24 protein-coding genes are annotated in these 22,515 nt (G+C 71.3%); 11 read left to right on the top strand and 13 right to left on the bottom strand.

Going from position 1 to position 22,515, the window contains the following annotated elements; genetic code table 11:
• Positions 1-333 precede the first annotated feature (333 nt).
• Both ACQKM2_RS36230 and ACQKM2_RS36235 read left to right on the top strand, forming a co-directional pair.
• On the top strand, positions 334-774 hold the full coding sequence (locus ACQKM2_RS36230) for a hypothetical protein (protein ID WP_427717344.1): 441 nt from the start codon (positions 334-336) through the stop codon (positions 772-774).
• 21 nt (positions 775-795) lie between these two features.
• A complete protein-coding gene (locus ACQKM2_RS36235; protein ID WP_427717347.1) occupies positions 796-1,350 on the top strand; it encodes a GNAT family N-acetyltransferase in 555 nt (184 codons plus the stop codon).
• Here ACQKM2_RS36235 and ACQKM2_RS36240 read toward each other — a convergent pair.
• The 7 genes from ACQKM2_RS36240 to ACQKM2_RS36270 form a co-directional block, all read right to left on the bottom strand.
• On the bottom strand, positions 1,347-3,083 hold the full coding sequence (locus ACQKM2_RS36240; protein WP_427717350.1) for a type VI secretion protein: 1,737 nt from the start codon (positions 3,081-3,083) through the stop codon (positions 1,347-1,349). The genes ACQKM2_RS36235 and ACQKM2_RS36240 overlap by 4 nt on opposite strands.
• A gap of 2 nt (positions 3,084-3,085) precedes the next feature.
• The gene (locus ACQKM2_RS36245) at positions 3,086-4,504 is read right to left on the bottom strand and encodes an ATP-binding protein (RefSeq protein WP_427717353.1); all 1,419 of its coding nucleotides are present in this window, start codon (positions 4,502-4,504) and stop codon (positions 3,086-3,088) included.
• Positions 4,505-4,522: 18 nt separating this feature from the next.
• Positions 4,523-6,082: an SCO6880 family protein gene (locus ACQKM2_RS36250; protein WP_125818745.1), complete on the bottom strand. Its 1,560-nt coding sequence runs from the start codon at positions 6,080-6,082 to the stop codon at positions 4,523-4,525.
• Positions 6,079-7,410: a hypothetical protein gene (locus tag ACQKM2_RS36255; RefSeq protein WP_427717417.1), complete on the bottom strand. Its 1,332-nt coding sequence runs from the start codon at positions 7,408-7,410 to the stop codon at positions 6,079-6,081. Before ACQKM2_RS36255 ends, ACQKM2_RS36250 begins: the two co-directional genes overlap by 4 nt.
• A 13-nt stretch (positions 7,411-7,423) precedes the next feature.
• A complete protein-coding gene (locus tag ACQKM2_RS36260) occupies positions 7,424-8,260 on the bottom strand; it encodes a hypothetical protein (protein WP_427717356.1) in 837 nt (278 codons plus the stop codon).
• 102 nt (positions 8,261-8,362) lie between these two features.
• Positions 8,363-8,671: a hypothetical protein gene (locus ACQKM2_RS36265; protein ID WP_008742356.1), complete on the bottom strand. Its 309-nt coding sequence runs from the start codon at positions 8,669-8,671 to the stop codon at positions 8,363-8,365.
• Between the two features lie 380 nt (positions 8,672-9,051).
• Complete coding sequence (locus tag ACQKM2_RS36270; RefSeq protein WP_427717358.1) at positions 9,052-9,867, bottom strand: pentapeptide repeat-containing protein; 816 nt, start codon at positions 9,865-9,867, stop codon at positions 9,052-9,054.
• A gap of 67 nt (positions 9,868-9,934) precedes the next feature.
• On the opposite strand from ACQKM2_RS36270, the gene ACQKM2_RS36275 reads away from it, so the two are divergent.
• The 5 genes from ACQKM2_RS36275 to ACQKM2_RS36295 all read left to right on the top strand — a co-directional run bounded on the left by ACQKM2_RS36275 (position 9,935) and on the right by ACQKM2_RS36295 (position 15,149).
• Positions 9,935-10,543 carry a LysE family translocator gene (locus ACQKM2_RS36275; RefSeq protein WP_427717361.1) on the top strand — a complete coding sequence of 203 codons (609 nt, stop codon included), beginning with the start codon at positions 9,935-9,937 and terminating at the stop codon, positions 10,541-10,543.
• A gap of 52 nt (positions 10,544-10,595) precedes the next feature.
• Positions 10,596-11,387 carry a thioesterase family protein gene (locus ACQKM2_RS36280; RefSeq protein ID WP_427717363.1) on the top strand — a complete coding sequence of 264 codons (792 nt, stop codon included), beginning with the start codon at positions 10,596-10,598 and terminating at the stop codon, positions 11,385-11,387.
• A 50-nt stretch (positions 11,388-11,437) separates the two neighbouring features.
• Positions 11,438-13,171 (top strand): serine/threonine-protein kinase, encoded by a 1,734-nt coding sequence (locus tag ACQKM2_RS36285; protein ID WP_427717366.1) that lies wholly within the window; start codon positions 11,438-11,440, stop codon positions 13,169-13,171.
• Between the two features lie 59 nt (positions 13,172-13,230).
• The gene (locus tag ACQKM2_RS36290; RefSeq protein ID WP_427717368.1) at positions 13,231-14,250 is read left to right on the top strand and encodes an NlpC/P60 family protein; all 1,020 of its coding nucleotides are present in this window, start codon (positions 13,231-13,233) and stop codon (positions 14,248-14,250) included.
• Positions 14,251-14,453: 203 nt separating this feature from the next.
• Positions 14,454-15,149, top strand: coding sequence for a phosphatase PAP2 family protein (locus tag ACQKM2_RS36295; protein ID WP_427717371.1), 696 nt, complete (start codon positions 14,454-14,456; stop codon positions 15,147-15,149).
• Between the two features lie 104 nt (positions 15,150-15,253).
• Here ACQKM2_RS36295 and ACQKM2_RS36300 read toward each other — a convergent pair whose 3' ends face one another.
• On the bottom strand, positions 15,254-15,496 hold the full coding sequence (locus ACQKM2_RS36300) for a hypothetical protein (RefSeq protein ID WP_427717373.1): 243 nt from the start codon (positions 15,494-15,496) through the stop codon (positions 15,254-15,256).
• Positions 15,497-15,587: 91 nt separating this feature from the next.
• Positions 15,588-15,761 carry a hypothetical protein gene (locus ACQKM2_RS36305; protein WP_427717376.1) on the bottom strand — a complete coding sequence of 58 codons (174 nt, stop codon included), beginning with the start codon at positions 15,759-15,761 and terminating at the stop codon, positions 15,588-15,590.
• A gap of 187 nt (positions 15,762-15,948) precedes the next feature.
• Between ACQKM2_RS36305 and ACQKM2_RS36310 the strand changes: the two genes are divergently transcribed.
• Together ACQKM2_RS36310 and ACQKM2_RS36315 are read left to right on the top strand one after the other, a co-directional pair.
• Positions 15,949-16,830, top strand: coding sequence for a hypothetical protein (locus ACQKM2_RS36310; protein ID WP_427717378.1), 882 nt, complete (start codon positions 15,949-15,951; stop codon positions 16,828-16,830).
• 147 nt (positions 16,831-16,977) lie between these two features.
• Positions 16,978-17,130 (top strand): hypothetical protein, encoded by a 153-nt coding sequence (locus ACQKM2_RS36315; protein WP_362457947.1) that lies wholly within the window; start codon positions 16,978-16,980, stop codon positions 17,128-17,130.
• A 73-nt stretch (positions 17,131-17,203) separates the two neighbouring features.
• On the opposite strand, the gene ACQKM2_RS36320 is transcribed toward ACQKM2_RS36315, so the two are convergent.
• Positions 17,204-17,518 (bottom strand): metal-sensitive transcriptional regulator, encoded by a 315-nt coding sequence (locus ACQKM2_RS36320; RefSeq protein ID WP_042801353.1) that lies wholly within the window; start codon positions 17,516-17,518, stop codon positions 17,204-17,206.
• Between the two features lie 193 nt (positions 17,519-17,711).
• Between ACQKM2_RS36320 and ACQKM2_RS36325 the strand changes: the two genes are divergently transcribed.
• Complete coding sequence (locus tag ACQKM2_RS36325; protein ID WP_007265452.1) at positions 17,712-18,332, top strand: DUF47 domain-containing protein; 621 nt, start codon at positions 17,712-17,714, stop codon at positions 18,330-18,332.
• Between the two features lie 5 nt (positions 18,333-18,337).
• Complete coding sequence (locus ACQKM2_RS36330; protein ID WP_007265453.1) at positions 18,338-19,336, top strand: inorganic phosphate transporter; 999 nt, start codon at positions 18,338-18,340, stop codon at positions 19,334-19,336.
• A 115-nt stretch (positions 19,337-19,451) separates the two neighbouring features.
• Here ACQKM2_RS36330 and pstB read toward each other — a convergent pair whose 3' ends face one another.
• From pstB to pstC, 3 genes are read right to left on the bottom strand one after another with little or no spacing between them, the layout of a single operon-like run.
• Positions 19,452-20,228 carry a phosphate ABC transporter ATP-binding protein PstB gene (gene pstB, locus ACQKM2_RS36335; protein WP_007265454.1) on the bottom strand — a complete coding sequence of 259 codons (777 nt, stop codon included), beginning with the start codon at positions 20,226-20,228 and terminating at the stop codon, positions 19,452-19,454.
• Positions 20,229-20,258: 30 nt separating this feature from the next.
• Positions 20,259-21,341 carry a phosphate ABC transporter permease PstA gene (pstA, locus tag ACQKM2_RS36340; protein ID WP_427717382.1) on the bottom strand — a complete coding sequence of 361 codons (1,083 nt, stop codon included), beginning with the start codon at positions 21,339-21,341 and terminating at the stop codon, positions 20,259-20,261.
• Positions 21,341-22,330, bottom strand: coding sequence for a phosphate ABC transporter permease subunit PstC (gene pstC / locus ACQKM2_RS36345; protein WP_427717384.1), 990 nt, complete (start codon positions 22,328-22,330; stop codon positions 21,341-21,343). Before pstC ends, pstA begins: the two co-directional genes overlap by 1 nt.
• Between the last annotated feature and the right edge of the window lie 185 nt (positions 22,331-22,515).

The following is a 22,515-nucleotide window of genomic DNA, read 5'->3' on the forward strand; positions in this document are numbered from 1 at the left end:
TGCAGGGGGGACCCTGTGGGAGAGTAGGACGCCGCCGAACAATCATTGTGGGAAAGCCCCGCACCTTCTGGTGCGGGGCTTTTCTGCGTTTAGGGTTCGGTTATGGACATGGTTGAACCGGCTGTGCCGGTGACCTTGCTGCTGCCCGTACCGGGCACGGCTGGAGCGGGTGACAGTTCCATCGGAGGGCCGATGCTGTGGCCGGCCGACGAGGGGTGGCCGGCGTGCTCGATGCCGGACGACCGGGATGGCTCGGGGCGGCTCGCGTGTGCCATGGTGCCCGTGGTGCAGCTGTACCGCCGGGACGTGCCGGGCCGGTGGTGGCCCGGGGACATGGATCTTCTGCAGGTGCTGTGGTGCCCCAACGAGCACTGGGGGCCGCCCATGTCCGGACAGCCCGAAGGAGGGCCCATGCTCCTCGTGGAGTGGCGTCGGGCCGCGGAAGCCGGGGGACGGGGGCTGCGCGTGCCGGAGCCGCCCGTGCGGTCCGAGGAACGGCTCGTGCCCCGGACCTGCCTGATCGAGACCGAGGAGACGGCCGAGCGGGTGCCGATCAGCCGGTACGACGTCTGGAAGGTCGGCGGTCTGCCACGGTGGAGCACCACCGACGCGTACGCGTACGAGTGCGCGGACTGCGACTGGGCCCCGATGGAGCTGCTGCTGACTGTGTCCAGTGGTGACGTGACCGGGGTGGACATCGGCAGGGGCGGCGAGTTGAGGATCTTCCGGTGTCCTCGGGACCTCGGGCACGGATATCACGTTGACCTTCAGTGACCTGGGCATTTGGATTCGGCTATGAAGCAGCATGTGATCCGGTCCGTGCGGGCCGACGAATGGCAGAAGGTCAAGGAACTGCGGCTGGCCGCGCTGAGTGATCCGGCGGCGCCGGTGGCGTTCCTGGAGACCGTCGAGGAGTCCGCCGCCAAGCCCGACGAGTTCTGGCAGGACCGGGCGGCCGGCGCGGCGGAAGGGGTGCACGTACGGCAGTTCGTCGCCGAGGCGCCCGACGGGCGGTGGGACGGGTCCGTCACCGTGTTCATCGAGGCCGCTGGCGACACCGACTTCCTGGAGCAGGTCGTCGAGGCCGACCAGGGGCACGTCGTCGGGGTGTTCGTGCGTCCCGAGCAGCGGGGGAGCGGCCTGACCGACGCGCTGTTCGCGGCGGCCCTGGAGTGGGTGTGGGAGCGGGAGGAGCCGGTGCTGGAACGCGTACGGCTCTTCGTGCACGAGCACAACGAGCGGGCCGGCGGTTTCTACCGGCGGTTCGGGTTCCGGGCGAGCGGGCTGGTGATCCCCAAGCCGGACGACCCGACCGCGAAGGAGCACGAGTACGTGATCGCCCGGCCCTAGCGGGCGTCGGCGGGCCACTCCGGCCAGCGGGAGCGGGCCTGTTCGCGGCTGCGGCACAGGGCCAGGAGGGGCAGGGCCCCGTCTTCGAGGAGGTCCGGGAGCCGGGGGACGGGGGCGACGGCCGCCACGTCCTCCAGGACCAGGGTCAGTGGTGGGTCGAGCCGGCCGTGGGATGACCGTGCGGCCATGCGGCGGCCGTGCTCGACCACGTCTGCGGCGAGGGCGGTGAGGAGGGGCATCGCACCCGGGTGGGTGCGGGGGTCCTCCAGGGGTTCACCCAGTACGTAGAGGGTGCCCCCTTCGGCGGCGAACGATGCCAGCGTGAGGGAATCCGCGCGGTTCGGCTTGCAGGCCTCGCGGATGTGGATCGAGGTCAGGCAGGACAGGGCCCGGGCTGTCAGCTGCTGGGCCTGCTCGCGGCGTTCGGGGTGGGCGGTGAGCGCGCTCTCCAGCTCGCCGGCGCTGCCGGGGGCGGCCTGTGGGTGGGTGCGCAGGATGCGTACGGGGTCCTGGGCGGCGGTGCCCTGGGCCCAGCGGGCCAGTTGCTTGAACGGGAGGCCGTCGAGGGCGGCGGCCTGGAGCCAGCTGCGCAGGAGGGTCTCGGCGGTGTCCGCGAGGGCGCTGTCCATGCGGGCCTGGGGGCGTACGGGGGCCAGCAGGGAGACCGCCCGGGCGGCGGCGGTGTCCCGGTCGGCGCAGCCGTCGGCGGGGTTCCAGTGCATGCGGGCCGGGGTGTCGCACAGGTGCGAGGGGTCGTAGAGGAGGACGGGGCCGAGCTTCGCCCGGGCGTCCTTGGTCTCCGCCCACAGGGCGGGGGAGGACGTGACCACCAGGGCGGCGCCTTCCGCGGCCGCGAGGGCCCGGGCGGCGAGGCGGTGGCGTTCGGCCGGGTCGCCGTAGGCGAGGCGGGGGGCCGGGGCGGAGTCGGCGGGCCTCGCCGGGGCGTAGCCGAAGCCGTAGCGGTAGGCGTCCTTGGCGGGGGCCGGGGTGTCGCCGAGCGAGGTGTAGCGGGCGGGGCTCGGCCTGCGGGACGGTGCGGGTACGGGGGCCGGGTCCGTGCCGGGTGCGTGTGCGGGGTTCGGGGCCGGTGCCGAGACCGGGGCGTGCGCGGCTGCCGCTGACGGGGCGTGCAACGGGGACGGGTACGGGCTGTGGAGCGGGATGCGGTCGCCGGCCGGTGCCGCTTGGGCGGGCGGCTGGGTCCGCGGGCGGGCCCTGGCCGGTGCGGGGTCCGCCTGTTCCAGGTCCGTCTGGGTGGGGTTCGTCCGGGCGGGCTCCGTTCGGGCGCGATCCGACGAGGAGGGGTCCGTCCGGGCGGGATCGTCCGGCTGGTGCTGGTGCTGGTGCTGGTGCTGTTGGCGGGCTCGGGTGCGGCGGGCCTTGGTGCGGGCCACCACGCCCATGGTGAAGATCGTCAGGACCAGCGCGACCAGGAGCTGGCTGATGAACAGGCCCCAGAACAGGCCCCACCCGGAGAGCGCCGCGGGGTTCGTGTCGGGCCAGGCGCCGGGGATGTCGTGGGGTTGCGTTATCAGGGCGCGGACGGCCCCCGGGGTGCGGGTGAAGGTGACGGTGGCCGGCCAGGCGCCCTTCGTGAAGAGGGCCGCGAGGCCGGTGGCCGACCAGACGAGGACGGCGAGGCCGAGGAGGAAGGCCAGGAGGCCGACGAGGACCCCGTCGGGGATGCCGCCGCCGGCTCGCGCGGGGGGCTCCGTACGTCTCGCGTCGGGCATGGTCAGGCCACCGTGGTCGCTGATCCGGGGCCGGAGCCCCGCTGGCGTTCGATGTACAGGGCTCGTTCCTCCGCTTCGAGTTCGGCGGCCAGCAGGTCGTCGGGGAGCTGCTGGGGGGTGGAGGACTCGGTCATCGCGCGGTCGGTGTAGACGAGGGGGCGTTCGGTCTCGGTGATCAGGTGTTTGACGACCTGGACGTTGCCGTTGACGTCCCAGACGGCGATGCCGGGGGTGAGGGTCGGGATGATTTCGACGGCCCAGCGCGGCAGGCCGAGGACGCGGCCGGTGGCGCGGGCCTCGTCGGCCTTCTGGGCGTAGATGGTGCGGGTGGACGCCATTTTGAGGATGGCGGCGGCCTCGCGTGCGGCGGCGCCGTCGACGACGTCGGAGAGGTGGTGGACGACGGCGACGAAGGACAGGCCGAGGCGGCGGCCGAACTTCAGGAGGCGCTGGAAGAGCTGGGCGACGAAGGGGCTGTTGATGATGTGCCAGGCCTCTTCGACGAGGAAGATGCGCTTCTTGCGGTCCGGCCGGATCCAGGTGTGTTCCAGCCACACGCCGACGATCGCCATGAGGATGGGCATGGCGATGGAGTTGCGGTCGATGTGGGAGAGGTCGAAGACGATCAGCGGGGCGTCGAGGTCGATGCCGACCGTGGTCGGGCCGTCGAACATGCCGCGCAGGTCGCCGTCGACGAGGCGGTCGAGGACGAGGGCGACGTCGAGGCCCCAGGCCCGGACGTCGTCTATGTCGACGTTCATGGCCTGGGCGGATTCGGCTTCGGGGTGGCGGAGCTGTTCGACGATGTCGGTGAGGACGGGCTGGCGGTCCCGGATGGTGTCGACGACGTAGGCGTGGGCGACCTTGAGGGCGAAGCCGGAGCGTTCGTCGAGGCCGTGGCCCATGGCGACTTCGATGATGGTGCGGAGCAGCGCGAGCTGTCCGGTCGTGGTGATCGCCGGGTCGAGGGGGTTGAGGCGGATCCCGTCGTCGTTGGCGGCGATGGGGTCCAGGCGGATGGGGGTTATCCCCAGCTGCTGGGCGATGAGGTTCCACTCGCCGACGCCGTCCTCGCCCTGGGCGTCGAGGACGACGACCTGGCGGTCGCGGAAGCGGAGCTGGCGCAGGACGTAGGTCTTTTCGAGGGCTGATTTTCCGTTGCCGGATTCGCCCAGGACCAGCCAGTGGGGGGCCGGGAGCTGCTGGCCGTAGAGCTGGAAGGGGTCGTAGATGTAGCCCTTGCCGCTGTAGACCTCGCGGCCGATGATCACGCCGGAGTCGCCGAGGCCGGGGGCGGCCGTGGGGAGGTAGACGGCCTGGGCCTGGCCGGTGGAGGTGCGTACGGGCAGGCGGGTGGTCTCGACCTTGCCGAAGAGGAAGCTGGTGAAGGCGTCCGTCAGCGCGGACATGGGATCTCGCATGGCGGCTGGTCCCTCCAGCTAGCGTCGGATGCCGGTGGCGAACGGCAAGGTGTTGACGAAGGCGCGGTGGTGCTCGCGGTCGCACCATTCGAGCTTCAGGTAGGACTTGCCGGCGGAGGCGCGGATGGTGCGCTTGTCGCGGGCGAGGGCTTCGGGTGAACGCGAGGACACCGTGATGTACCCGACGAGGTTGACTCCGGCAGCGCCGCTGGCGAGATCTTCACCCCTCTGGTCGAGGCGGCCGTGGGCGGCGATGTCGCGGGGGTCGACGGTGCGGTTCATCTTGGCGGCGCGGGAGGCGTCGGCCTCGTCGTTCGTCTTCTCGGTGAGCATGCGCTCGATGGCGATCTCGGTGGGTTCGAGGTCCATGGTGACGGCGACGGTGCGGATGACGTCCGGGGTGTGGACGAGGAGGGGGGCGAGGAAGTTCACGCCGACGGGGGTCATCGGCCACTCCTTCACCCAGGCGGTGGCGTGGCACCAGGGGGCGCGGGTGGAGGATTCGCGGGTCTTGGCCTGGAGGTAGGTGGGCTCCACGGCGTCGAGCTCTGCGGGCCAGGCGTTGCGCTTGGTCATGGCCTGGATGTGGTCGATCGGGTGGTCCGGATCGTACATGGAGTGCACGAGGGAGGACAGGCGTCCCTGGCCGAGGGGCTGGCGGACGCGGATGTCGGCTTCGGCGAGGCGGGCGCAGATGTCGGTGAGCTCGCGGGCCATGACGATGGCGAGGCCTGCGTCGCGGTCGAGCTTGCGGCCCTTGGTGCTGCCGGCGCGGGCGATGGTGTTGGCCTCGGCGGCGAGTTCGCGGGTGTAGTGCATGCAGGCGACGAGGTAGGCGCGGTGCTGCTCCGAGGAGGTGGAGACCATCGACTGGAGCTGGTCGTAGGAGTCGCGCAGCCAGGTGGGGGCCGTGGTGTCTCCGCGCTGGGCGACGTCCTTGGCGTGGGCGTCGGGGTCGGCGGGGAGGGTGCGGGCGAGCATCTGGAGGCGGGTGACGAAGCCGTCGCCGTTGGCGACGTGCTTGAGGAGGGTGCCGAAGCGGTCGACGAGGGCTTCCTGGTCCTCGCTGTCGCGCAGGCCGACGCCGGGGCCCTCGATCTCGATGGCGGCCGTGACGGTTCTGCGGTCGGCGTGGAGGAGGACGGCGATCTCGTCGGGGCCGAAGGGGGCGGCGAGCCAGTTGATGCGGCCGATGCCGGGGGGCGGGCCGACCTCGACCTCGCGGCCGTCGGCGGCGCGGGTGCCGGCTTCGACGGCGCCGGAGCGGTAGGTGGTGCCGCGTCGCAGGGTGCGCTTGTAGCTGCGGCTGATCTCGAACCACCGGTAGAAGGTGCGGCCCTTGTAGGGGACGTAGACGGCGGCGAGGGCGAGCAGCGGGAAGCCGACGAGGCTCACGATGCGGAGGGTGAGGTCGGGGACGAGCAGGCCGCTCATCATGCCGAAGAAGGCGCCGGTGATGATCAGTGCGATTTCGCCGGTTTCGCGGTTCTTGCCGACGATCGCGTTCGGCCGGGCGCGGCCGATGAGATACGTGCGGCGGGGCGCGACCGGGTGGAGCTGGTGGGACTGGGTCGTCAACGCCCGTCACCTCCTGTGTTCCTCGTACTCGAGCCAGTGCGGGGCGGGGGCGCGGCGGAGGGGACACTTCCGCCGCCGGACCCGTTGCCGGAGCGGCGGCTGCTGTGGGCGGCCATGCCTCCGGAGATCTGGTTGGCGTCGCCGCCGCCGGAGCCGCCGCCGGCGCGGTGGGCGCCGCCGCGGCTGCTGTGGGTCTTGATGCCCTGGGAGACGAGGGAGGCCGGGGAGCTGATGACGGCTGCGGCCTGGGCGCCGTCGGTGGCCTGCTTGCGGTTGGAGCGGGCGGAGGCGATCTCGTCGCCGAAGCCGGGGACGAAGCGGTAGATCATCGCGGAGGCGAAGATCGCCAGGAGGATGATGGCGAGGCCGGAGACGACGGCGGAGAAGGCGTTGGGGCCCTTGTCGCCGGCGAGGGCGCCGGCGAGGCCGAGGACGATCACGATGACCGGCTTCACGAGGATGACGGCGATCATGATGCCGGCCCAGCGGCGGACGTGGCCCCACATGTTGCGGTCGACGAGTCCGGCGTAGACGACGGTGCCGAGGAGGGCGCCGACGTAGAGCAGGGCGGCGCGGATGACGAGCTCCAGCCAGAGGACGCCGGCGGCGAGGACGGTGACGAGGGCGACGACGATCAGCATGATCGGGCCGCCGCCGATGTCGTCGCCCTTTTTGAGGGCCTCGGAGAAGGAGCCGAAGAAGACGTCGGTCTGGCTGCCGGTGGCGGAGGCGATGACCTCGGTGATGCCGTCGGTGGCGGAGACGACGGTGTAGAGGATCAGGGGGGTGAAGGCGGAGGCGAGGACGGTCAGCCAGAGGAATCCGATGGCTTCGGAGAGGGCGGTGCTGAGGGGGACGCCGCGGATGGCGCGCTTGGCGACGGCCAGCAGCCACAGGACGAGGGTCAGGACGGTGGAGGCGGCGAAGACGACGGCGTACTGCTGGAGGAAGGCGGCGTTGGTGAAGTCGACGTTGGCGGTGGACTTCACGGCTTCGCTGAGCTTGCCGACGATCCAGGCGGCGGCTTCGGCGCAGCCCTTGGCCAGGGAGGCCAGGGGGTTGATGGCGTCCGTGCCGGGGTCGCCCGGGGTGAGGCCGGTGCGCGGCGCGCCGCTGGACGCCGGGCCGTTGCCGTTCTCGCAGTAGTCCCGTGCGGGGGCCTTGATGAGTTCGCAGGGGTTGTTGCTGGCCTGCGGGGGTCCCGTGGTTGTCGCACCGGGGGTGGGCGTCGTCTGCGTGCCGGGAGGAGGGGTCGGTGCGGCCATCGCACGGGTAGCCAGGAGCAGGAAGGTGGTGTGGACGGTTGCGACGATGCCGGCGAGGGACATACCGCGACGGATGTCAGCGCGCATAGGTGAGGCCTCCGAACTGCGACACGGCCGCGGACATGTCCTCGGCGGTTGAGGCCCTCTGGTCGCGGCCGACCGGGGTCGGGCCGTCCTTCTGGCTGAAGTTCGAGACCCACCAGTCGTTGTTGACCCACCGGAGTTCGAACGTGTACGTGTACCAGCCCTCGGAGACCGGGCTCTTGGACCCTTCGCCCGCAAGGCCGAAGAGGGACGAGGACCAGACGGAGACGGTCGCGGTGTCGCCGTCGATCTTGTCGATCTTGGTGCCGGCGGGGTTGGTACGGGAGACGAACACCATGCCCTTGGGCGCCTTCCCCCCTGCCTCCAGGCCGATCCGCCCGAGGAACCCCGGGTCGGAGTAGAGCCGGTCTAGTTCGGCGAGGCGTACCACCGCGGTGTCGGGCGTGTAGACGGCCTGGGCGATCGCCTTCCGGCGTGCGGCGTCGAACATGCCGTCGGAGCCCAGGGCGACCGCGTAGTTGGCGGCTGCCGACTGGGCGCCCTGTTCGTCGTGGGCGAAGCCCTTGGGGATGCCGGCGGTTTTGGTGGTGACCGGGGCGGTGCCCGTGGGGGCCGTCGAGGTGGTGTCCGGGGCCTTGTCCGAGGTGGTGGTGTCCGGGGTGTCGCCCGAGCGGTTGGCGAAGGCGATGGCGGCGATGAGCAGGACGACGACTCCGACGACCGTGATCAGGCCGCGGGAGGAGCGGGGGGTGCGGCGGGGGCCGCCGTACCCGTCGGAGGGTGGGTCCGGGAGCCGGGTGCGGGTCTGGCCCGTGCCGCCGACCTCGGCGTGGCCGGTGCCGCCGCCGTACTGGTCGTCGTTGCTCATTGCGTGTCCGCCCCCTCCGCGTCGTACGACGGTAGCGCTCGTTCCCGCTCAGGCGCGGTGTGGTGATTCCTCATCAGGGTGCGGCCGGGTGTTGCGGTCCGGCTAGACGGCCATCCCGTAGACGATCGTGAAGAGGGTGCCGAGGGAGCCGATGATGAAGACTCCGGTGAGGCCGGCCACGATCAGGCCCTTGCCCTGTTCCGCGCTGAAGGTGTCGCGCAGGGCGGTCGCGCCGATGCGCTGCTTGGCGGCGCCCCAGATGGCGATGCCGAGGCAGAGGAGGATCGCGACGGCCATGACCACCTCGATCATGACCTTCGCTTCGTTGCCGAGACTGCCGAACGGCCCCCAGTTCGGGGCGATTCCGCCGATGATGGTGGTGATGTCGCCCTTTTCGGCTGCCAGGATCATGTAACTCACCGCCCCTGTATGGGTAGTTCCGGTAGCCCGTGCCCGACGGCAGGGGTCTCGCCCTATCTTCGCTGATGAAACCGGCGCCGTCGCCGACTTGGCCGGTCTCTTTACCCGTTCTCTCGGCCCGCGCCCCGTATGCGCACCCTGAGCAGGTCACTCTGTGTATCACGGGGGGTGACCCCGGGCAATGATTGTCGGCCCGGTGTGCGCGGGGCCGTGTGAGGGGCGGCCGTTCGGGCTAATGGGGGGAGTCCGGGGCAGCGGGGGAGCGTATGGAGGCGTGAGGGGCGCACGGGTGCCGTGCGGGCGCCGGGGGGCCGGGCCGTGTCGGGCCGTTTCGGGCCTTTCCGCCGGTGACGGGGTGTGGTGACGGGGTGTTACGCGGCCCAGTGGGCGGGGCGGGTGAGGTGCGGGGGGATGCGGGTGTCGGCGGTGCCCCGGGCGGCGTTGACCTGGGCCTGGGTGAGGAAGAGGACGTCGCGCAGGTCGGCTCCGCGCAGGTCGGCGTCGCGGAAGTCCGCGCCGATCAGGTCGGCTCCGCGCAGGTCGGCGCGGCTGAGGTCGGCGGCGATCAGGTAGGCGCCGCGCAGGTTGGCTCCGCGGAGGTCGGCGCCGGAGAGGCGGGCGCCCATGAGGTCGGCGCCGCGGTGGTTCTTCTTGCGGCCGGGGGTCTTGGCGCGGACCAGCTCGCTCGTCTTGAGGAGGAGGGCGTTGACCTCCTGGCGCAGGGCCGGGACGTCGAGGGCGGTGAGGGTGGCGGCGTCGGCGCGGGTGAGGGCCTCGGTCTTGGCGAGGGCGGTGCGCAGGGCGGGGTGGACGGGGGCGGCCGCGGGGCGGGTGAGGGCTTCGGCGGTGTAGAAGAGCAGCTCGTGCAGCTGCCGCATGACGGGGAAGGCCTCGAACATCGCGGTGCGGGTCTCGGGGTGGGTGCGCCAGTCGTGGCCCTCGAAGGTGACCTGGGAGACCTGCTGTCCCGCGCCGAAGCAGTCGAAGACGGTGCAGCCCTGGAAGCCCTGGTCGCGCAGCCGGGTGTGGATGCCGCAGCGGAAGTCCTGCCGGAGGTTCTTGCAGGGGGTGCCGGCGGGCTTGTTCACGGCGAAGTCGGCGGACTTGGCGAAGGGCAGGGCGACGCAGCACAGGGCGAAGCAGTTCGAGCAGTCGGCCTGGAGGAGGGGCAGGGTGGTGGTGGGCACCCCTCCATTGTCCCCGGATTTCCGGAGTCCCTTGATCCGGGCGGAGGGGGCGGGGAGCATCGCGTGCATGACAGAAGTGATCGCAGTTGCCGTCATCACCCTGCTCGCCGTGATCAGTCCCGGTGCGGACTTCGCGATGGTGGTCAGGAACAGTTATCTGTACGGGCGGCCCACGGGTCTGTTCGCGGCGGCGGGGGTCGCGGCCGGGGTGCTGGTGCACGTGTCGTACACGATGCTCGGGGTGGGGCTGCTGATCGCCTCGTCGACCGCCCTGTTCACGGCGATCAAGCTGGCGGGCGCGGCGTACCTGGTGTGGATCGGTATCCGTACGTTCCGGGCGCGGGCGGAGCTGACGGTGGACCTGGAGTCGGGGCCGGGGCTGACGCGGCTGGGGGCGCTGCGGTCGGGGTTCCTGACCAATGTGCTGAACCCGAAGACGACGCTGTTCGTGGTGTCGACGTTCACGCAGGTGGTCGACCCGGGGACGTCGGGGTGGCAGCAGGCGGGGTACGGGCTGTTCATGGCGGCGGCGCACCTGGTGTGGTTCGGTGCGGTGGCGCTGTTCTTCTCCAACTCGCGGCTGCGGGAGCGGATGCTGAAGGCGCAGAAGGCGCTGAACCGGGCGATCGGGTCGGTGCTGGTGGGGCTGGGGGTGGGGCTGGGCTTCGCGCGCTGAGCCGTGGGGAGGGGCTGGTGCGTCGGGTTACCTGTGGGTAGCGTGCGGCGGCATGGATGCTGAAGACGGGTTCTACGAGCGGCTCGGCGAAGGCCGCTTCCTGGCCACCGAGGCGACGCGCGGGCCGTGGGACCCGGGCTCCCAGCACGCCGGGCCGCCGGCCGCGCTGCTCGGGCGGGCCGTCGAGGAGCGGCCGGGGGCGCGGGCCGACATGCGGATCGCCCGCATCACGTACGAGATCCTGCGCCCGGTGCCGATCGGGGAGCTGGCGGTGACCACCTCGGTGCTGCGGTCCGGGCGCGGCACCGAGGTGGTCGAGGCGGCCCTGGCCCCGGCGGGCGGGGCGCCGGTGATGCTGGCGCGGGCGCTGCGGATCCGGGTGGCCGAGGAGCCGGTGCCGGCGGTGGTCCCGCCGGCGGTGCTGCCGCCGCCGGGGGAGGTGGGGGTGACGCCGTTCTTCCCCGTGCCGTGGGAGACGGGCTACCACTCCTCGGTGGAGACCCGGTTCACGGAGGGCGCCTTCGTCGAGCCGGGGCCGGGGACCTGCTGGATGCGGATGCGGGTGCCGCTGGTGGCGGGGGAGGAGGTCCGGCCGCTGGACCGGGTGCTGGTGGCGGCCGACTCGGGGAACGGGATCAGCGCGGTGATGGACTTCGGGCGGTTCGTCTTCGTCAACGGAGACCTCACCGTCCACCTGCACCGCCATCCGGTGGGGGAGTGGGTGTGCGTGGAGGCCCGTACGAGCGTGGACGCGGCCGGGATCGGCCTCGCGGACTCCCGCCTGCACGACGAGAAGGGGCCGATCGGGCGCGGGGCGCAGAGCCTCTTCGTGGCCGGGCGCTGAGGTCAACCCCCCTTTTCGGCCAGGGAAGTCGGTATGACACCCTCGTCCGAATGGAGGCCCTGAGAGAGACCGACCCCGCCCACATCGGCGCGCAGACGCTGCTGGCCCGGCTGGGCGCCGGGGGCATGGGGCAGGTCTACCTCGGGCGGTCGCCGGGCGGCCGGCTGGTCGCCATCAAGGTGATCAAGGAAGAGATCACCGGGCATCCGGAGGCCCTGGCGCGGTTCCGGCGGGAGGCCGAGACGGTCCGCGCGGTCCGCTCCGCGTACACCGCGAACCTGATCGACGCCTCGCTGGCAGCCCCGCCGTACTGGCTGGCCACCGAGTACGTGGCCGGGCCGACGCTCAGTCACGCCGTGGGCGGGTACGGGGCCTTGCCCGCCGCCTCCTGCCGCAGGCTGTTCGCCGCGCTGGCGGAGGGCCTGGCGAGCGTCCACGCGTACGGGGTCACCCACCGCGACCTCAAGCCGCAGAACGTCATCCTCGGCGCGCAGGGCCCGCAGCTCATCGACTTCGGCATCGCCAAGGGCGTGGCCGAGACGGCGCTCACGCAGGTCGGCACCGCCCCGGGCACTCCCGGCTACACGGCCCCCGAGGTGCTGCTGCGCGGTGAGGTGGCGGCCGCGGCGGACGTCTTCGCGCTGGGGGCCACGATCGCGTACGCGGCCACGGGCCGGGCCCCGTACGGCACCGGCGAGCCGACGGCGGTGAACTTCCGCGCGGTGCACGGTGAAATCGACGTCGAGGGCGTGGAGCCGGAGCTCGCCGCCCTGATCAGGGCCTGCGTGGCCACGGACCCGGCCGGGCGGCCGGCCCTCGCCGAGGTCATCCGCCGCTGCGCGGTGGACGCGGCGCTGGTCGACGACCCGGTGTACGCGGCGCTCACGGCGGCCGGCGGCGGGGCCGCGCAGGTGCCGGGGCTGCCGTCGACCATCGGCCCGGGGCTCGCCGCGGTCCAGGCCGGCTACGTGCCGACGTACGCACCGGCGGCGGCACCCGTGACGGCTCCGGCCACTGCGGGGGCGCGGGCGGCCGTACCGCGCTGGGCGCTGGCGGCGGTCGCGGGCCTGGTGGCGGGGGGCCTCGTCACCGGCGGGTATCTGCTGGTCAAGGACGGTGACAAGGCGGGCGGCGAGCGCCAGGCGGCGGCGCCGAGCGGGAACGGGAGCCCCGCCCCGGCGGCGCAGCCGTCGCAGCCGTCGCAGCCCTCCACGCCGAGCGCGTCCGCGTCCGCGTCCGCGCAGGGCGGCGGGGCGGGAGCGGTGCCCGACCACATCGAGCCGAACAAGGTGTCCCGGGACCTGTGGAGCGCCACCGGCGGCTGCAACCTGCCCAACGAGGAGCGGGCGGAGTTCCTGACCGTCTCCGCGGCGGACACCGACGACCCGGCCGCGCGGACGATCACGGGCAAGGTCAAGATCCGTGTCTACCTGAAGCCGTACAACACGGAGAAGGCTCCCTATGCCATCTCCGTCGGCGTCAAGCCGCCGCACGAGATCGACGAGAGCACTCAGCGCCCCTACGAGTCCGTCCGCGACTACAACCACAGCATCGGCTACGCCAGCAAGCCCGTGGATCTGAGGACCCCGGGGCCCGGCGGCGAGGTGGAGCTGATCTACCCGGACGACTTCTCCACCCAGCTCGTGGACAACGAGGGGACGCGGAAGAAGTTCCCGGGCATCCCGACCGCCAACGACCCGGGCGACTGGACCGTGCTGGTCTACCGGGTCCGTGGGGTCAAGGAGTACAGCAGTGTCCACTGCACCGGCTTTCCGGTGAAATAGTGCGCGGACAGACTGCCGAATGCACTGTCAGGCGACGTGGCATGAGGCAGTGTTGACGGGTGCGCAAGTTCTGGGTGGCAAGCGGGATCGGGATCGGCGTGTGCCTGACCTTCGTCGCGCTGCTGGTCGTCGGCACCTACTCGGCGGCGGCGGGAATCGCGGGCGGCGCCGGACAGGGTGCGGTCGGGCTGGTGAAGGGTGCGGTGCCGGCGGTGTACCAGCCGCTGGTGGAGCGGTGGGGAAACCTTTGCCCCGCCCTCAATCCGGCGCTGCTCGCGGCGCAGTTGTACACGGAGAGCAACTGGAAGCCCGACGCGCTCAGCCATGCCGACGCGCGGGGCATCGCCCAGTTCATCCCGGAGACCTGGGCCACGTACGGGGTCGACGGCGACGGTGACGGGGACAAGGACATCTGGGACCCCAAGGACGCCATCCCCTCGGCGGCCACCTACGACTGCCAACTCTCCAAGGACGTCGCGCAGGTGCCGGGCGACCGGTCCGACAACATGCTCGCCGCCTACAACGCCGGCCCCTACCGGGTCATCAAGGCCGGGGGCGTGCCTCCGATCAGCGAGACCCAGGGCTACGTGAAGTCCATCCGGTCCCTGGAGAAGAGCTTCGCGCGGCCGGTCGGCCGTGTCGCGCCTGCGCAGCAGGCCGCCGGGGCCGTGTACTTCGCGCAGAAGCAGCTCGGGACGCCGTACCTGTGGGGTGGGGACGGGACGGCGGCCGACAACGGGCGGTTCGACTGTTCCGGGCTGACCAAGGCCGCGTACGAGAGCGTCGGCATCGATCTGCCGCGCGTCGCCAACGACCAGTACAACGCCGGGTCGCACCCCTCGCGCGGGGAACTGCTCCCCGGTGATCTGGTGTTCTTCTCTGATGATCTGACGAACTCTCGGGCGATCCGGCACGTCGGCCTGTACGTGGGCGGCGGTTACATGATCAACGCCCCGTTCACCGGTGCGGTCATCCGTTTTGACAAGATCGACACGCCTGACTACTTCGGGGCGACCCGAGTGACCAAGGATGGGGCCGAAGCCCTTCCGGAGCGATCCGGGTCAACTTCCAAGCCCTAGCGACTCTCTGTGAAGCGCAGGCCCTGAGCTGCGGCGATGAGTCTCTCTTGGATAACGTTGGAGTGATCATTCGGTGGAGAGTGGAACGTCCCAGGCAGAACGGGCGTTCCATGAACACGGGGGGTCGTTCGGCTGGGGGGCTGAAGGGGGCGCACACCGTCGTGCGCCCGCAGGGGACCTAGGCAGGCAAGGGGCCGTGGCGCATGGCTGGACTCACGACCGGTGGGCCGAACGTGGATGTCAGCCTGCTGTACGGGATCAACTCCCTCTCCCGGCACGCCCCCGGCTGGTTCGACCGCGCCGTGGCCTTCGCCGGGTCGTACGGGCTGCCGCTGGCCATGGTCCTGCTCGTGCTGTGGTGCTGGCGCGGCGCCAGGCGGCAGGACGAGGCGACCGCCGCCGAGTCGTTCGCCGCGCTCGTGTGGGCGCCCCTCGCCGCCGCCGTCGCCCTCCTCGTGAACGTCCCGCTGCGCGGATTCGTCGCCCGGCCGCGGCCGTTCCTCCAGCACGACGGCCTCGAAGTGCTCGGCGGCGCGGGCGCGCCCGGCTCCGGGTTCTCCTTCGTCAGCGACCACGCCACCCTCGGCATGGCCCTCGCCGTCGGGGTGTTCCTCGTCAACCGCCGGCTCGGGCTCGTCGGGATCGGGCTGGCGCTCGCCGAGGGGCTGTGCCGGGTGTACCTCGGCGTCCACTACCCCACCGACGTCATCGGCGGCTTCGCGCTCGGCACCGCCGTCGTCCTGCTCCTCGCCCCGCTCGCCATGGCGGCGCTCACCCCGGTGGTCAGGGCCGTCGCCCGGTCGCCGCGGTTCGGAGTGCTCGTACGGGACCGCGAGCGCGTGGTGGCCCGCCCCGTCGAGCTGGCGCAGCGGCCGGCCGAGAGCGACCTCGCGGCCTAGCCGCACCTGCTACGGGTTCCAGAGCGCCAGCAGGAGCGCCACCAGCAGGCACAGGCCCGCCGCGCCGAAGAACAGCCGTACCGCCGTCGGCCGGGAGCGCGGGGTCACTGGTCGCCGCCCTCGCCGCCCCCGCGCGGATGCTCCGTCCCCGCACCGTCGCGGCGGTAGCGGGAACGCAGCCACAGCCCGGTCGCCACGGCGGCCGCGGTGGTGGCCCCGATGGCCAGCGCCACGTCGGCCGGCCCGTCCGCCGAACCCACCGGGCGGGCCCAGGCCGCCGCGGCCGGGGTGAGCACGAGCAGCAGCGCCCAGCAGAGGGCGGCGAGGGAGCGTGCGGTACCTGGCATGGAACCAGCGCAACCGCTCCCGGGGCCCCCGGCCAGCCGGGACGTCCGAACGGAGGAGGAGAAGGGGGAGGGGGAGGGGAGAAGGGGGCGGCTATCCCGCGGTGTGTCTGCCCGCGTCCTTGCGGGCCAGGTCGCGGGAGCGGCGGGCCGGCCCCGTCCAGCCGCAGCTGCACACGGCCAGGCAGAACGAGCCGCGTTCCGCGGTGCTGGTGGAGTGGCCGACGGGCGGCTGAGCCGGTTCCGCGCGGTCTCGCGGGTCGGTCACAGCGGTAAACGGAGCGACCGGGGTCGCCTTGGTGTGCGGGTCCACCCCACCACGGTACCCGGGCCCGGCCGCGTCCGGTACGGCCCCCGGAACTCGGCGGACCGTTACGGGAAACCCCGGACCTCGTTAACCGGAGCGGGTGGGGGCCTCGGGCAAACAGCGGTCACGCGTTGGGGGTTGGCAGGCGATGGTGGTGCACCAGCACAGGCGACGGAGAAGGCGTGCGGGTGAGGCGGTGCTCGCCGTCTGTGCGGCGGTGGCCGTGGCGGCGCTCAGCGCGTGCGGCGCGGCGAGCGGCACGGGCACCGACGGCGGCAGCGGCCCCGGCGGGAGCGCGAAGGGCGCCCGCGACGACCGGCCGCCGGGCGACCCGGCCGCCGCGGTCCGCGGCGCCGCCGACGCGCTGACCGCCGCCGGGAGCGCGCAGACCCGTACGGCCATGGAGATGGCCACCGGCGGCACCCGGGTGACCATCCGGGGCGAGGGCGGGGTCGACTTCCGCAAGCGGATGGGCCAGCTGCTGGTGATGCTCCCCGCCGACGTGAAGGGGCAGCCCGAGCACCGGCCCATCACCGAGCTGCTCGTCCCCGGCGCGCTCTACATGAAGAACCGGGGCGCCGGAGTCCCCGACGACAAGTGGGTCCGCCTCGACACCACCACCCTCTCCGACGGGAACCTCGTCACCGGCGGCGCCACCGACCCGGTGGCCGCGGCCGAGCTGCTGCGGGGCGCGCAGGAGGTCACGTACGTCGGCGAGACCGACCTGGCCGGCACCAAGGTGCGCCACTACCGGGGTACGACGGACATCGCGCGGGCCGCGCAGAGCGCCTCGCCGGGCATCAAGGGAGCCCTGGAGGCGGCGGCGAAAGGGTTCAGCAAGGACAGCGTCCCCTTCGACGCCTACCTCGACGAAGAGGGGCGGCTGCGCAAGGTCCGGCACCGCTTCACCTACGTCAAGAATGGCGTGATCGATGTCTCCTCGACCACGCTGCTCTACGGGTTCGGGACTCCGGTGACCGTCGTATTGCCCCCAAGCGGGGACATTTACGCCGGGAAGATCGCCGAATAGCCGTCCGGGCGGGCTGAAGCGGTGCCTCCGGGCCATGGCGCCGCTATCCGGAAATGGTCCATCCGTGTCATGTGCGGAGCGGGGCCCGCTCCCTAGGCTGGGATGCCGAGCGCCGACGGGCGAGGACGGCAGAGAGAGGTGACACGCGTGACTCCCGCAGGCGGCATGACGGTGCAGGACCACGTGGCGCTCGCCGAGATCGAGCTGTGCGGTGAGCTGATCATCGCGGCCTCGGCGGCGGCCGAGGACCGGCTGAGCCAGGACCGGATCGACGAAGTGCTGATGAGCGTCTGCCCGTAGGCGCGACGCGGGGGCCTCCCGGGGCCGCGCCCCCGGACGGTGTCCGGGGGGCCGGCGGAGGCGGGTCCGGTCGTCAGCTGCGCAGCAGGCGGGCGATGGCCTTCGTGGCCTCCTCCACCTTGGCGTCGATCTCGGTGCCGCCCTTGACCGCGGCGTCCGCGACGCAGTGGCGCAGGTGCTCCTCCAGCAGCTGGAGGGCGAAGGACTGGAGGGCCTTCGTACTGGCCGACACCTGCGTGAGTATGTCGATGCAGTACACGTCCTCGTCGACGAGGCGCTGGAGGCCGCGGATCTGGCCCTCGATCCGGCGCAGCCGCTTGAGGTGCTCGTCCTTCTGGTGGTGGTAGCCGTGGACGGCTCCGGAGCCCTCCGCCTCGATGGTGGTCATCGGTCCTCCCGTGGTCCGGAAAGAGGGGTTATACCCCTCATGGGTATAGGGTACTTCGCCCAGGCCGGGGGGACAGGGGTCCGTAACGCCCACTCTGCCTGATGGAGGACACTGGGGAACCGCCGGTTAGCCGTGGCCGGGGGATGCGCCTAGCATCAGCCTGACCGAATCCAATGCACCCCGAGGACCTCACGTGCGATTTCGTCTGACCCCCAGGGAGACGAGCTTCTACGACATGTTCGCCGCATCCGCGGACAACATCGTCACGGGCTCCAAGCTCCTGATGGAACTGCTCGGAGCGGATCCCTCCGCCCGGGCCGAGATCGCGGAGCGGATGCGGGCGGCGGAGCACGCGGGCGACGACGCCACGCACGCGATCTTCCACCAGCTGAACTCGTCCTTCATCACGCCGTTCGACCGCGAGGACATCTACAGCCTCGCCTCGTCGCTCGACGACATCATGGACTTCATGGAGGAAGCGGTCGACCTGGTCGTCCTCTACAACGTGGAGGAGCTGCCCAAGGGCGTCGAGCAGCAGATCGAGGTCCTGGCGCGGGCGGCCGAGCTGACCGCCGAGGCCATGCCGCACCTGCGGACGATGGAGAACCTCACCGAGTACTGGATCGAGGTCAACCGCCTTGAGAACCAGGCCGACCAGATCCACCGCAAGCTGCTCGCCCAGCTCTTCAACGGCAAGTACGACGCCATCGAGGTGCTGAAGCTCAAGCAGATCGTCGACGTCCTCGAAGAGGCCGCCGACGCGTTCGAGCACGTCGCGAACACGGTGGAGACCATCGCCGTCAAGGAGTCCTGAACCTCGTGGACACCTTTGCGCTGGTCGTGACCATCGGTGTCGCGCTCGGCTTCACGTATACGAACGGCTTCCACGACTCGGCGAACGCCATCGCGACCTCCGTCTCGACGCGGGCCCTGACGCCGCGCGCGGCGCTGGCGATGGCCGCCGTGATGAACCTGGCCGGTGCCTTCCTCGGCAGCGGGGTGGCCAAGACGGTCAGTGAGGGCCTGATCGAGACGCCGCACGGCAACAAGGGCATGTGGATCCTGTTCGCGGCCCTGATCGGCGCGATCGTCTGGAACCTGATCACCTGGTACTTCGGTCTGCCCTCGTCCTCCTCGCACGCGCTGTTCGGAGGCATGGTGGGCGCGGCGCTGGCCGGCGGGACCGAGGTGATCTGGTCGGGCGTGGTCGAGAAGGTCGTCATCCCGATGTTCGTCTCGCCCGTCGTCGGCCTGGTGGTCGGCTACCTGGTGATGGTCGTCATCCTGTGGATGTTCCGGCGGGCCAACCCGCACAAGGCCAAGCGCGGCTTCCGCATCGCGCAGACGGTCTCGGCGGCGGGCATGGCGCTCGGCCACGGTCTGCAGGACGCGCAGAAGACGATGGGCATCGTGGTGATGGCCCTGGTCATCGCGGACGTGTCGGCGGCCGGCGACCCGATCCCGGTGTGGGTGAAGATCGCCTGTGCCGTGATGCTGTCGCTGGGTACGTACGCGGGCGGCTGGCGCATCATGCGTACGCTCGGCCGCAAGATCATCGAGCTGGACCCGCCGCAGGGCTTCGCGGCGGAGACCACCGGTGCCTCGATCATGTTCGGCTCGGCGTTCCTCTTCCACGCGCCGATCTCCACCACCCACGTGATCACCTCGGCGATCATGGGCGTGGGCGCGACCAAGCGGGTCAACGCGGTCCGCTGGGGCGTCGCCAAGAACATCATCCTCGGCTGGTTCATCACGATGCCGGCGGCCGCGCTGGTGGCCGCGGTCAGCTTCTGGATCGTGAACCTGGCGTTCGTCTGAGCGCGGATGTGAAAGCGGGCCGGCTCCCCCCACCCAGGGGGAGCCGGCCCTTTTCTTTCGCCCTGCGGTGGCACCGCCATGCAGCACCGCAGGACGTCCAGGCGGGGTTCGGTGTTTAGCCGAAGCGGCCCGAGATGTAGTCCTCGGTCGCCTGGACGGACGGGTTGGAGAAGATCCGGTCCGTGTCGTCGATCTCGATCAGCTTTCCGGGCTGGCCGACGGCGGCGAGGTTGAAGAAGGCGGTGCGGTCGGAGACGCGGGCCGCCTGCTGCATGTTGTGGGTCACGATGACGATCGTGAAGCGCTCCTTCAGCTCCCCGATCAGGTCCTCGATGGCGAGGGTGGAGATCGGGTCGAGGGCGGAGCAGGGCTCGTCCATCAGCAGGACCTGCGGCTCGACCGCGATGGCGCGGGCGATGCACAGACGCTGCTGCTGGCCGCCGGAGAGGCCGGAGCCGGGCTTGTTCAGGCGGTCCTTGACCTCGTTCCAGAGGTTGGCGCCCTTGAGGGACCGCTCCACGACGTCCGTGAGCTCGGACTTCTTGTAGCTGCCGTTCAGGCGCAGGCCCGCCGCCACGTTGTCGAAGATCGACATGGTGGGGAAGGGGTTCGGGCGCTGGAAGACCATGCCGACCGTGCGGCGGACCGCGACCGGGTCCACGCCGGGGCCGTACAGGTTCTCGTCGTCCAGCAGCACCTTGCCCTCGACGCGGCCGCCGGGGGTGACCTCGTGCATGCGGTTCAGGGTGCGCAGGAAGGTGGACTTGCCGCAGCCGGAGGGGCCGATGAAGGCCGTCACGGAGCGGGGTTCCACGGTCATCGAGATGTCATCGATGGCCTTGTGGGTGCCGTAGAAGGCGGAGAGGCCGCTGACGTCGATTCGCTTGGCCATGAGGGGTCACTTCGCTTTCATTCGGTCGCGTCAGCGACCGGTCTTCGGGGCCTTCCAGCGGGCTATGCCGCGGGCCACCAGATTGAGGATCATGACGAAGGCGATCAGGACGAGCGCTGCGGCCCATGCCCGGTCGTAGGAGGCTTCACTGCCGACCTTGTACTGCTCCCAGATGTAGAGGGGGAGCGAGGACTGGGCGCCTTCGAAGGGGTTGCCGTTGATCAGCTGGGTACCGAAGACCAGCAGCATGATCGGCGCGGTCTCACCGGCGATGCGGGCGATGGCCAGCATGACGCCGGTCGCGATGCCGCCGATGGCGGTGGGGAGCACGACCTTGAGGATCACGCGCCACTTCGGCACGCCGAGGGCGAGGGCGGCCTCGCGCAGCTCGTTCGGGACGAGCTTGAGCATCTCCTCGGTGGAGCGGACCACGACGGGCATCATCAGGATCGACAGGGCCATCGAGCCGGCGAAGCCGGAGGGGCCGAAGCCGAGCGCCAGGTTCCAGGTCGTGAGGATGAACAGGCCCGCGACGATGGAGGGGATGCCGGTCATGACGTCGACGAAGAAGGTGACGGCCTTGGCGAGGCGGCCCCTGCCGTACTCGACCAGGTAGACGGCGGTCAGCAGGCCGATGGGCGCGGCGATCAGCGTGGCCAGGGCGACCTGCTCGATGGTGCCGAGCAGCGCGTGGTAGACGCCGCCGCCCTGCTCGAAGCTGGTGACGCCGTTCATCGAGTGGCTGAGGAAGCCGCCGTCGAGGGCCTTGATGCCGCGGCTGATCGTGGTCCAGATCAGCGAGAGCAGCGGGATGACCGCGAGGACGAAGGAGACCCACACGAGGGAGGTCGCGACGCGGTCCTTGGCCTGGCGGCGGTTCTCGACGACCGAGCTGGCGACGTACGTGATCGCGACGAACAGCAGCGCCGAGATCAGACCCCACTGGACCTTGCTGTGCAGGTCGGCGACGGCGCCGATGCCGCAGCCGAGGGCGATCGAGAGGGCCGCGATGCCGGCCGGTGCCCAGCGGGGCAGGCCGCCGCGGGTCAGGCCGGCGGGGGAGGAGGACTTGCGGGCCGGAGCGGGCCGGTGGTCCTGGAGTGCGTGGCTCATCAGGCGTTCGCCCCCGAGAAGTCCTTGCGACGGGCGATGATCAGGCGGGCTGCGCCGTTGACCAGCAGGGTGAGCAGGAAGAGGACCAGGCCGGAGGCGATCAGCGCGTCACGGCCGAACTCGTTGGCCTCGTCGAACTTCGCGGCGATGTTCTGCGCGAAGGTGCCGCCACCCGGGTTCAGGACGTGCAGCGAGATCAGGAAGCTCGGGGAGAGGACGGTGGCCACGGCCATGGTCTCGCCGAGCGCGCGGCCGAGGCCGAGCATCGAGGCGGAGATGACGCCGGAGCGGCCGAAGGGCAGCACCGACATCCGGACGACCTCCCAGCGGGTCGCGCCGAGGGCCAGGGCGGCCTCCTCGTTCATGCGCGGGACCTGGAGGAAGACCTCGCGGCTGACGCTGGTCACGATCGGCAGGATCATGATCGCGAGCAGGATGCCGACGGTGAAGAGCGAGCGGGCGACGCCGACCTGGGTCTTGTCGAAGACGTAGGTCCAGCCGAGGTACTCGTCGAGCCAGAGGTTCAGCCCGTTCAGCTGCGGCACCAGGAAGAGGGCGCCCCAGATGCCGTAGATGATCGACGGCACGGCGGCCAGCAGGTCGACCACGTAGGCGAGGGGCGCGGCCAGCTTGCGCGGCGCGTAGTGCGAGATGAACAGGGCGATGCCGACGGCGATCGGAACCGCGATGGCCATCGCGATGATCGAGCTGACGACGGTGCCGAAGAGCAGGACGGCGATGCCGAAGACGGGCGGGTTGGCCGACGCGTTCCAGTCGAAGGTGGTGAGGAAGTTGCCCTCGTTCTTCGACAGTGCGATCGAGGCGCGGTAGGTGAGGAAGACGGCGATCGACGCCATGATCACCAGGAGCAGGATGCCGGAGCCCTTGGAGAGCCCGGCGAAGATCTTGTCACCGGCGCGGCCGGTGGACCTCGTGCTCTTGGAGACCGGCGGAGCCGGTTCTATGTGGGTGGGTGTGGTGGAAGCCATGGTCTTTCCGGTCTGTGTGGGGGGCGGGCCCCCTGGCGGCGGTGCACCGGATTTCCCCCGGGTGGTGGGGGAGGGCCCCGGGCCCCGGGCCGATCAGCGCAGCGTCCGGGGATGGGGCATGGGCTGTACGAGGCGCAGCCGGTGTTCGCGGCGGCGTTCGACGAGGTGTGCGGTCACTTCGACTT

It is taken from the genome of Streptomyces sp. NPDC004126 (assembly GCF_050275515.1).
GTDB lineage: Bacteria > Actinomycetota > Actinomycetes > Streptomycetales > Streptomycetaceae > Streptomyces.

Coding starts and splice junctions, on each gene's coding strand:
- ACQKM2_RS36300 (WP_427717373.1), bottom strand. CDS start 15,496: ATGCCAGGTACCGCACGCTCCCTCGCCGCCCTCTGCTGGGCGCTGCTG.
- ACQKM2_RS36295 (WP_427717371.1), top strand. CDS start 14,454: ATGGCTGGACTCACGACCGGTGGGCCGAACGTGGATGTCAGCCTGCTG.
- ACQKM2_RS36235 (WP_427717347.1), top strand. CDS start 796: ATGAAGCAGCATGTGATCCGGTCCGTGCGGGCCGACGAATGGCAGAAG.
- ACQKM2_RS36280 (WP_427717363.1), top strand. CDS start 10,596: ATGGATGCTGAAGACGGGTTCTACGAGCGGCTCGGCGAAGGCCGCTTC.
- ACQKM2_RS36320 (WP_042801353.1), bottom strand. CDS start 17,518: ATGACCACCATCGAGGCGGAGGGCTCCGGAGCCGTCCACGGCTACCAC.
- ACQKM2_RS36275 (WP_427717361.1), top strand. CDS start 9,935: ATGACAGAAGTGATCGCAGTTGCCGTCATCACCCTGCTCGCCGTGATC.
- ACQKM2_RS36255 (WP_427717417.1), bottom strand. CDS start 7,410: ATGTCCCTCGCCGGCATCGTCGCAACCGTCCACACCACCTTCCTGCTC.
- pstC (WP_427717384.1), bottom strand. CDS start 22,330: ATGGCTTCCACCACACCCACCCACATAGAACCGGCTCCGCCGGTCTCC.
- ACQKM2_RS36260 (WP_427717356.1), bottom strand. CDS start 8,260: ATGAGCAACGACGACCAGTACGGCGGCGGCACCGGCCACGCCGAGGTC.
- ACQKM2_RS36245 (WP_427717353.1), bottom strand. CDS start 4,504: ATGCGAGATCCCATGTCCGCGCTGACGGACGCCTTCACCAGCTTCCTC.
- ACQKM2_RS36230 (WP_427717344.1), top strand. CDS start 334: ATGGATCTTCTGCAGGTGCTGTGGTGCCCCAACGAGCACTGGGGGCCG.
- ACQKM2_RS36285 (WP_427717366.1), top strand. CDS start 11,438: ATGGAGGCCCTGAGAGAGACCGACCCCGCCCACATCGGCGCGCAGACG.
- pstA (WP_427717382.1), bottom strand. CDS start 21,341: ATGAGCCACGCACTCCAGGACCACCGGCCCGCTCCGGCCCGCAAGTCC.
- pstB (WP_007265454.1), bottom strand. CDS start 20,228: ATGGCCAAGCGAATCGACGTCAGCGGCCTCTCCGCCTTCTACGGCACC.
- ACQKM2_RS36265 (WP_008742356.1), bottom strand. CDS start 8,671: ATGATCCTGGCAGCCGAAAAGGGCGACATCACCACCATCATCGGCGGA.
- ACQKM2_RS36240 (WP_427717350.1), bottom strand. CDS start 3,083: ATGCCCGACGCGAGACGTACGGAGCCCCCCGCGCGAGCCGGCGGCGGC.
- ACQKM2_RS36310 (WP_427717378.1), top strand. CDS start 15,949: ATGGTGGTGCACCAGCACAGGCGACGGAGAAGGCGTGCGGGTGAGGCG.